This is a genomic window from Actinosynnema sp. NPDC059335 (genome assembly GCF_042752395.1).
GTDB lineage: Bacteria > Actinomycetota > Actinomycetes > Mycobacteriales > Pseudonocardiaceae > Actinosynnema.
In genome coordinates, this window is record NZ_JBHYXZ010000005.1 from 59,815 (window position 1) to 67,997 (window position 8,183).

Below are 8,183 nucleotides of genomic sequence, written 5' to 3' on the forward strand. Positions count from 1 at the left end.
CGCGTCAAACAACCCTCACTTGTGGATGGCCCCGTCGGTGCTGGTCAGGCGGTCACCTCCCCCTCCCCAGCGCAGGGCGATGATCTCGGCCGCGATCGACACCGCCGTCTCCTCGGGGGTGCGCGCGCCGAGGTCCAGGCCGATCGGGGACGCGAGTCGGGCCGCTTCGTCCTCGGTGACGCCCGCCTCGCGCAGCCTGCGCAGCCGGTCGTCGTGGGTGCGGCGGGAGCCCATCGCGCCGACGTAGCCGATCTTGAGCCGCAGCGCGACCTCCAGCAGCGGCACGTCGAACTTGGGGTCGTGGGTGAGCACGGCGACCACGGTCCGCTCGTCCACCAGGCCCGCCTCGGCCTGGGCGGCGAGGTAGCGGTGGGGCCAGTCCACGACCACCTCGGCGGCGTCGGGGAACCGGCTCTTGGTCGCGAACACGGGGCGCGCGTCGCACACCGTGACGTGGTAGCCGAGGAACGCGCCGAGCCGGGCGACGGCGGCGGCGAAGTCGATCGCGCCGAACACCAGCATCCGGGGCGGCGGCTCGAACGAGTTCACGAACACCGCCATGCCCTCGCCGCGGCGCTGCCCGTCCGGGCCGTAGCGCAGGGTGCCGCTGCGGCCGGTGGCGAGCAGGCCGCGGGCGTCGTCGGTGATCGCGTCGCGGGCCCGCGCCGACGGCAGGTCGCCCGCGGCGCGGTCGGGCCAGACGACGACGCGCCGGCCCACCCACTCGGGGTGTTCCACGACCGTGGCGACGGCCACCGGCTCCTGCGCCCGCACCGACTCCAGCACCTCGGGCAGCTCGGGAAACGTGGCGCGGCTGACCGCCTCCACGTAGACGTCGATGATGCCGCCGCAGGTCAGGCCGACCGCGAACGCGTCGTCGTCGCTCACCCCGTACCGCTGGAGCACGGGCTCGCCGGAGCCGACGACCTCCCGCGCCAGCTCGTACACCGCGCCCTCGACGCAGCCGCCGGAGACGCTGCCGACGACGGCACCGTCCGCGCCGACCAGCATCGCCGCGCCGGGCGGGCGCGGCGCGGAGCTGAACGTGGCGACGACCGTGCCGACGCCGACGGTCTCCCCCCGGTCCACGCGTTCGACCAGGTCGGCCAGGACATCACGCAAGTCGGACCTCCTCCAGCAGGGCGTGCAGGGTGTCGAGGCTGTGCCCGGCGAGCAGCCGGTCCAGGTGCGGCAGGGCGGCGACGATGCCGGACTGCACCGGCTGGTAGCCGTCGTGGCCGGCGTGCGGGTTGACCCAGACGACCTTGTGCGCGAGGCGGCGCAGCCGGGCCGCCTGCTCGGCGAGCAGCGCGGTGTCGCCGCGTTCCCAGCCGTCCGAGCAGATGACGACGACGGCCCGGCGGGCCGCGCCGCGCTGCCCCCAGCGGTCCAGGAAGACCTTGATCGTCTCGCCGAGCCGGGTGCCGCCCTCGAAGTCGGGGACGGCGCGGGCGGCGGCGGCCAGCGCCTGCTCGGGGTCGCGGTGGCGGAGCTGGCGGGTGACGCGGGTCAGGCGGGTGCCGAGCGTGCAGACCTCGACGGGCATGCGACGGGCCACGACGTGCGCGAAGCGCAGGAGGGCGTCGGCGTAGGGCTTCATCGAGCCGGACACGTCGATCAGCAGCACGACCTTGCGCGGCCGGGTGGCGCGGCGGCGGTGGCGGGGCCGGGTCGGCTCGCCGGTGGCCAGCATGTCCCGGAGCGTGCGGCGCGGGTCCAGCACGCCCCGGCGGGCGGGGGTGCGGCGCAGCGCGCGCCGGGTGGGCGGCACGGGGTCGAGCGCGGCCAGCAGCTCGTCGAGGTGCCGCTTCTCGGCGGGGCTGAGGCCGGCGATGTCCCGGTGCCGGAGGACCTCGACGTCACCGGCGGCGACCTTGAGCACCTCGGACCGCCGCCCGCCCGTCCCGTCCCCGCCGCCGAGCGCGGCGAGCCGTCCGGGCCGCCGCGCGCGTGCCGCGGGCGACCGCCACCCCACCCCGCCGAACCAGGCCGCGAACGCCGCGTCGTAGCGGGGCAGGTCGTCGGGCTCGCCGCACAGCGTGACGCGGCCCGCCCAGTACACGTCCTCGGGCCGGGCGAGGTCGAGCAGCCCGACCGCGGCGACGAACGCGTGCACCCTCTCGGGCCCGCACGCCACGCCACCGTGCCGCAGCGCGCGGGCGAAACCCACGAGCCCGGTGGACGCCCCGGCTCCCGTCATCTCCCGATTGTGCCTTCGGCCACCCCGTCCAGCACACCGGCCGAAAGGGCGCGGCGGGCGTCCTCCCGGTACTTCAGCACCGCGCCGAGCGTGATCGCCGCCGTCTCCGCGTCCAGCTCGGCGCGGCCCAGGGTGAGCAGGGCCTCGGCCCAGTCCAGGGATTCCGCGACGCCCGGCGGTTTCAGCAGGTCCAGCTCCCGCAGCCGGCGCACGGCCGAGGCGACCTGGTGCGCCAGGCGCTCGGTGACGCCGGGCAGCCGGCGGCGCAGGATGGCGACCTCGCGGGGCAGGTCGGGGTGCTCCAGCCAGTGGTAGAGGCAGCGGCGCTTGAGGGCGTCGTGCACCTCGCGGGTGCGGTTGGAGGTGAGGACGACCAGCGGTGGTGTGGCCGCCGCGACGCGGCCCAGTTCGGGGATCGTGACGGCGTTCTCGGCCAGGATCTCCAGCAGGAACGCCTCGAACTCGTCGTCGGCCCGGTCGACCTCGTCCACGAGCAGCACGCACGGCGCGTCCTCCAGCGCCCGCAGGAGCGGGCGGGCGAGCAGGAACCGGCGCGTGTAGAGGGACGCCTCGGCCTGCCCGGCGTCCACCGGGCCGGCCGCTTCGAGCGCGCGCAGGTGCAGCAGCTGCCGCGGGAAGTCCCAGTCGTAGAGGGCCTGCGTGGCGTCGATGCCCTCGTGGCACTGGAGGCGGATCAGGGGCAGGTCGAGGGCTCGGGCGAGGGCGACCGCGAGGGACGTCTTGCCGGTGCCCGGCTCGCCCTCGCAGAACAGCGGGCGGTGCATCCGCAGGGCCAGGTAGGCGGCGGTGGCGATGCCCCGGTCGGGCAGGTAGCCGACCCGGTCCAGCCGTTCGGCGAGGTCGTCTGGCGTCACGTCCCCGAGCCTAGGCGGCGGTAGCGGCCCGGCGCGGCGCCGTGGGCGCGCTTGAACGCGGCGGCGAACGCGAACTCCGAGGTGTAGCCGACGCGGCCGGCGATGGCGGCGAGCGGCGCGTCCGTGTCGCGCAGCAGCCGCGCGGCGGTGGTCATGCGCCACCACGTCAGGTAGGCGATCGGGGGTTGGCCGACCAGGGCGGTGAAGCGCTTGGCGAACGGGGCGCGCGACAGGCCGGACGCGGCGGCCAGGGCCGCGACCGTCCACGGGTGCGCGGGGTCGCGGTGCATGTGGTGCAACGCCGTGCCGACGACGGGGTCGGTGAGGGCGGCGGCCCAGCCGGTGGTGTGCTCCCGACCGCTGAACCAGGCCCGCAGCAGGTAGAGCAGGAGGGTGTCGAGCAGGGCCGGGACGAGGGCGTCCGAACCCGGCCGCGGGTGTTCCAGCTCGGCGGCGAGGAGGGTCGCGGCGGCGCGCGGCTCCGGGCCGGACACGAGCACGGTGTCGGGCAGGTCGCGCAGCAGCGGGTGGACGTCCGCCGGCTCGTACGCGCCGCACACCGTGACGGTGGTCGGGTCTGCGGGCACGGGGTGGTCGGCGGCGAAGCCCGGGGCGTTCGGGTCGCACGCCTCGCCGGCCGGCGGGGTGGTGGGGCTGTCCGCGAGCACGTGCCCCCGGCCGTCGGGCAGGAACACGACGTCGCCGGCGCGCAGCGCGACCGGCTCGGCGTGGTCGCGCAGCAGCCAGCACGTGCCCTCCAGCACGACCTGGAACCCCGACGCGCCGGGCACCGGCGCGAACCGCTGTGCCCACGGCGCCTCCCACGCCACCCGCGCGGCGACGGGCCGCCCGGTGCGCATCACCGTGATCACGTCGCTCAGCACGTCCACGAAGACGATTGAACATGATCGCGGGATCCGCGCGCATGGATCGTCTTCCGGGTGGCGCTTAGCGTTCGCCGACATGAGGAGCGCACGGATCCACGCGTACGGCGGGCCCGAGGTGATCGTGGTGGACGACGTCCCCATCCCGGAGCCCGGGCCCGGCCGGGTGCTGGTGCGGGTGGCCGCGACCTCCTTCAACCCGACGGAGGTCGCGGTGCGGGCCGGCCGGTTCGCCCTCCCGCTGCCGCACGCGCTGGGCTGGGACGTGGCGGGCACGGTCGACGGCGCGCCGGTGGTCGGCTGGATCGAGGGCGCGGCCGCCGAGTACGCCGTCGCCCCGCCGGAACGGCTGGTCCCCGCGCCGCGCGCCATCCCGCTCGCGGACGCCGCCGCGCTGCCCCTGGCCGGGCTCAGCGCGTGGCAGATGGTGGTCGAGCACGGGGGCGTGCGGCCCGGTCACCGGGTGCTGGTCAACGGCGCGGGCGGCGGGATCGGCGGCTTCGCGGTGCAGTTGGCCAAGCACGCGGGCGCGCACGTGACCGCCACCGCGTCCGCGCGCAGCGCCGCCGCCGTGCGGGCACTGGGCGCGGACGAGGTCGTCGGGTACGGGCCGGTGGGGCGGTTCGACGTCGTGCTCAACCTGGTCGCCGACGCGGAGGTGGCCCGGCTGGGCGGGGTCGTCGTCTCCGCCACCGCGAGCGACGCCCCCGACGCCCACTTCGTCACCCGGTTCGACGCGGACGGGCTCGCGCGGCTGGTGGACCTGGTGGACCGGGGCGTGGTGGCGGTCGACGTGTCGGAGCGGCACGACCTCGCGGACCTGCCGGAACTGCACCGGCGGGCCGAGGCGGGCGACCTCAGGGGCAAGGTCCTGGTGACACCCTGAGGGCGGGGGTCCGGGGGAAGTCAGGGTGCGTCCCCGATGCCCCGAACGGCCCCCGCGGAGCACCCTTGAGCCATGACGAACAACACGATGCACCAGGCCACCGACGTGCTGAACCAGGCGACCGACAAGGTCAGGAAGTTCCGCCGCAGCCGCACCGACAGGATGGTCGCCGGCGTCTGCGGCGGCGCCGCCGAGATGCTCGGGGTGGACGCCGCGCTCATCCGCATCCTGCTGGTCGCCGCCACCCTGTTCGGCGTCGGCGCCGGCGCGATCCTCTACCTCGCCGCCTGGATCCTCGTGCCCGAGGCGGAGTGACGCCGGTCAGCGGGGGAAGCCGGGCACTCCCGGCAACCGCTGCCACGGCCGGGGACCGTCGAGGGGGCGGTACTCGACGCCGAGCGCGTCGAGCCGCGGCAGGTGGTGCTCGGCCAGCCGGGTCAGGAACTCCGCCTCGTCCCGCCCGGCGGGGCTCCACACGACCTCGGCGAACGCGCTCAACCGGGGGAACGCGGCGTAGTCGAGGCGCCGCGGCGAGTCGAGGTGCTCGGTCCACAGGTTCGCCTGCGCGCCCAGCACCCGGTCCGCCGCCGCCGGCTCGTACCGGTAGACGTCCTCCAGCGTGGTGACGGTGCCGACCGGGATCGGCTCGTCGGGGTGGTCGGACTGCCGGTAGTCGAGGTAGAGGCGCCGCTCGGGGCACATCACCACGTCGTGGCCGCGGTCCAGCGCGGTGAGGCCCGCGTCCTCGCCCCGCCACGCCGCGACGACCGTGCGGGTCGGCAGCGGTCCGACGCCGAGCACCTCGTCCCACCCGAACGGCCGCCGTCCGCGCTGGTGCAGGTGCTGCGCGAGGCGGCGCACGAGCCGCCCGTCGCTGCCCGCCGCCTCGTCGCCGCCGAGCCCGACCACCTCGCCGGGGAACACGTCCAGCAGCTCGTCGAACACCTGCCGGTAGAAGTCCACGACCGACTCGTCGGACCGCAGCACGTTCGGGTTGACGCCCCAGTCGGTCCACACCCCGCCGCCGGACACGCCGAGTTCCGGGTAGGCCGCGATGGCGGCCTGGCTGTGCCCCGGCACGTCGATCTCGGGCACCACGGTGACCTGCCGCTGCGCCGCGTACGCGACGACCTCCCGCAGGTCGTCCTGGGTGTAGTGGCCGCCGTGGGGCCGGCCCGCGAAGCCGCCGGAGCGCCGGTCGCCGAACCGCGAGTCGGGCCGCCACCCGCCGACCTCGTGCAGCCGGGGGAAGCGCCGCGACTCGAACCGCCAGCCCTGGTCGTCGGTCAGGTGCAGGTGCAGCACGTTCAGCTTGTGCACGGCGAGCAGGTCGACGTACCGCAGCAGGTCGTGCTTGGGCAGGAAGTGCCGGGCCACGTCGAGCATCACGCCGCGCCACGCGAACCGCGGGTGGTCCACCACCTCGCACACCGGCAGCGTGACCGCGCCGGGCGGCACGGCGCGGAACGCCCGCGGCCCGCTGAGCTGCCGCAACGTCTGCCGCGCGTAGAACTCGCCCGCGTCGTCGGACGCCCGGACGCGCACGCCCTCCGCCGACACGGACAGGCGGTAGCCCTCGGCGGGGCCCGCCACCCGTTCGACCTGGAACGTGCCGTCGAACGGGACTTCGCCGTCACCCCTGGTGAACGACACGGGGCGGGGCAGGATCGTCACGACTTCACCGCCCCGGCCAGGCCCGCGACCAGTCGCCGCTGCACGAGGACGAAGAAGATCAGCACCGGGATCGTCATCAGCGTCGATCCTGCCATGATCGCGCCCCAGTCGTTCTGGTCCGGTTTGACGAACACCTGCAACGCCAGCGGCAGGGTCTGGTTCTCCGCCGCCGAGATGATGAACGTCTTGGCGAACAGGAAGTCGTTCCACGCGTGGATGAACGACAGCACGCTCGTCGCCACCAGACCGGGCGCGACCAGCGGGAACAGCACCTGCCACAGGAACCGGGACCGGGACGCGCCGTCCAGGGTCGCGGCCTCCTCCAGCTCCGCCGGCACGGCCGCGACGAACCCGCGCAGCATCCAGATCGCGAACGGCAGGCTGAACGCCAGGTGCACCAGCACCAGCGAGCCGAGGTGGTTGAGCCCGAACGCGGGCGCCACGTCCCGCACGGACCGCATGACGAAGAACAGCGGGATGGTCAGCGCCTCCACCGGCACCATCTGCACCACGAGCAGCATGATCAGCAGCGTGGTGCGGCTGCGGAACCGGAACCGGGTCAGCGCGGTGGCCGCCAGGAACGCGATCAGCAGGCTCAGCAGCACCACCGCGACCGCCACCACCACGCTGTTGAGCAGGTAGCGGCCGAAGCTCTGCACGGTCAACGCCCGCACGAAGCTGTCGAGCGTGGGCGCGAGGGTCCACGGCCGCGGGTCGGCCGAGATCACCTCCGCCTCCGGCTTGAGCGCCGTGAGCACCATCCAGTACAGCGGGAACGCCACCACGGCGGCCACGGCGACCGTGACGCCCTCGGCGATCCCCCGCGACACGCGCCGGTTCACAGCACCTCCCCGCTCCGCCGCAACGCCCGCAGGTAGCCGAGGGTGACGAGCAGCAGCAGCACCGTCATCACCACGCCGATGGCCGCGCCGAGCCCGTACTCGGAGGCGGCGAACGCCTGCTGGTAGGCGTAGACGTTGAGCACCAGGTTCCGGCCGGCGATGCCGCCGCCGTTGGTCATGACGTAGACCTGGGTGAACACCTTGAAGTCCCAGATGATCGACTGGATCGTCACCACGATCAGCAGCGGCCGCAGCAGCGGCAGGATCACGCTCCGCGCGGTCCTCGCCGTGCTCGCGCCGTCCAGCGCGGCGGCCTCCAGCACCTCGCCCGGGACGGCCTTGATCCCCGCGTACAGGGTGACCATGACGAACGGGAACGAGCACCAGATCACCTGCGCCGCGACCAGCCCGAACGCCACCCACTTGTCGTAGGTCCAGGAGAACCCGGTGGTGCCCAGGACCTCGTTGACGAACCCGAGGTTGGCGTCGAACAGGAACAGCCAGATCGTGGACCCGGCGACCGCGGGCGTCGCCCACGCGCCCAGCGCGGCCAGGAACAACGTCGTCCGGGCCCAGGCGCGGACCCTGGTGGCCAGCACCGCGAGCACGGTCCCGACCAGCAGGGTCCCCGCCACGCACACCGCGGCGAACGCGACGGTCTGCCCCAGCACGGACCAGAACCGCGCGTCGGCGAACAGGGTCGCGTAGTTGCCCAGGCCCAGGAAGGGGGGGGGGGGGGCCCCCCCCCCCCCCCGCGCGGCCGGGGCGGCGACCGCGGGAAGCACACCACGCGAGGAAGTGTGTGGGCACCCCACCCCCCCC

Annotated in this window: 9 protein-coding genes; 2 read left to right on the plus strand and 7 right to left on the minus strand. The window is 74.9% G+C overall.

Going from position 1 to position 8,183, the window contains the following annotated elements; translation table 11 throughout:
- Window positions 1-15: 15 nt before the first annotated feature.
- The 4 genes from ACFXGA_RS02700 to ACFXGA_RS02715 are packed head-to-tail and all read right to left on the minus strand — an operon-like array spanning window position 16 to window position 3,965.
- Window positions 16-1,122 (minus strand): XdhC family protein, encoded by a 1,107-nt coding sequence (locus ACFXGA_RS02700; protein WP_378083717.1) that lies wholly within the window; start codon window positions 1,120-1,122, stop codon window positions 16-18.
- On the minus strand, window positions 1,115-2,200 hold the full coding sequence (locus tag ACFXGA_RS02705; protein WP_378083719.1) for a VWA domain-containing protein: 1,086 nt from the start codon (window positions 2,198-2,200) through the stop codon (window positions 1,115-1,117). Before ACFXGA_RS02705 ends, ACFXGA_RS02700 begins: the two co-directional genes overlap by 8 nt.
- Window positions 2,197-3,075 (minus strand): AAA family ATPase, encoded by an 879-nt coding sequence (locus ACFXGA_RS02710; RefSeq protein WP_378083721.1) that lies wholly within the window; start codon window positions 3,073-3,075, stop codon window positions 2,197-2,199. Before ACFXGA_RS02710 ends, ACFXGA_RS02705 begins: the two co-directional genes overlap by 4 nt.
- Complete coding sequence (locus tag ACFXGA_RS02715) at window positions 3,072-3,965, minus strand: AraC family transcriptional regulator (RefSeq protein ID WP_378083722.1); 894 nt, start codon at window positions 3,963-3,965, stop codon at window positions 3,072-3,074. Before ACFXGA_RS02715 ends, ACFXGA_RS02710 begins: the two co-directional genes overlap by 4 nt.
- Before the next feature lie 73 nt (window positions 3,966-4,038).
- Between ACFXGA_RS02715 and ACFXGA_RS02720 the strand changes: the two genes are divergently transcribed.
- Complete coding sequence (locus ACFXGA_RS02720; RefSeq protein WP_378083724.1) at window positions 4,039-4,845, plus strand: NADP-dependent oxidoreductase; 807 nt, start codon at window positions 4,039-4,041, stop codon at window positions 4,843-4,845.
- Between the two features lie 72 nt (window positions 4,846-4,917).
- Window positions 4,918-5,160, plus strand: a complete 243-nt coding sequence (locus tag ACFXGA_RS02725; RefSeq protein ID WP_378083725.1) for a PspC domain-containing protein — start codon at window positions 4,918-4,920, stop codon at window positions 5,158-5,160.
- Between the two features lie 6 nt (window positions 5,161-5,166).
- Here ACFXGA_RS02725 and ACFXGA_RS02730 read toward each other — a convergent pair whose 3' ends face one another.
- Genes ACFXGA_RS02730 through ACFXGA_RS02740 form a run of 3 tightly spaced genes read right to left on the minus strand, consistent with a single transcriptional unit; the run spans window position 5,167 to window position 8,146 of the window.
- Window positions 5,167-6,519, minus strand: coding sequence for a beta-N-acetylhexosaminidase (locus ACFXGA_RS02730; protein ID WP_378083727.1), 1,353 nt, complete (start codon window positions 6,517-6,519; stop codon window positions 5,167-5,169).
- On the minus strand, window positions 6,516-7,361 hold the full coding sequence (locus ACFXGA_RS02735; protein WP_378083729.1) for a carbohydrate ABC transporter permease: 846 nt from the start codon (window positions 7,359-7,361) through the stop codon (window positions 6,516-6,518). The genes ACFXGA_RS02730 and ACFXGA_RS02735 overlap by 4 nt, the downstream gene beginning before the upstream one ends.
- Entirely contained in the window at window positions 7,358-8,146 is a 789-nt protein-coding gene (locus ACFXGA_RS02740; RefSeq protein WP_378083731.1) for a carbohydrate ABC transporter permease, read from the minus strand. Before ACFXGA_RS02740 ends, ACFXGA_RS02735 begins: the two co-directional genes overlap by 4 nt.
- Window positions 8,147-8,183 lie beyond the last annotated feature (37 nt).

What these genes read in the sequence shown, in the direction of transcription:
- ACFXGA_RS02725 (WP_378083725.1), top strand. Translation starts at nt 4,918, where the DNA reads ATGACGAACAACACGATGCACCAGGCCACCGACGTGCTGAACCAGGCG.
- ACFXGA_RS02720 (WP_378083724.1), top strand. Translation starts at nt 4,039, where the DNA reads ATGAGGAGCGCACGGATCCACGCGTACGGCGGGCCCGAGGTGATCGTG.
- ACFXGA_RS02705 (WP_378083719.1), bottom strand. Translation starts at nt 2,200, where the DNA reads ATGACGGGAGCCGGGGCGTCCACCGGGCTCGTGGGTTTCGCCCGCGCG.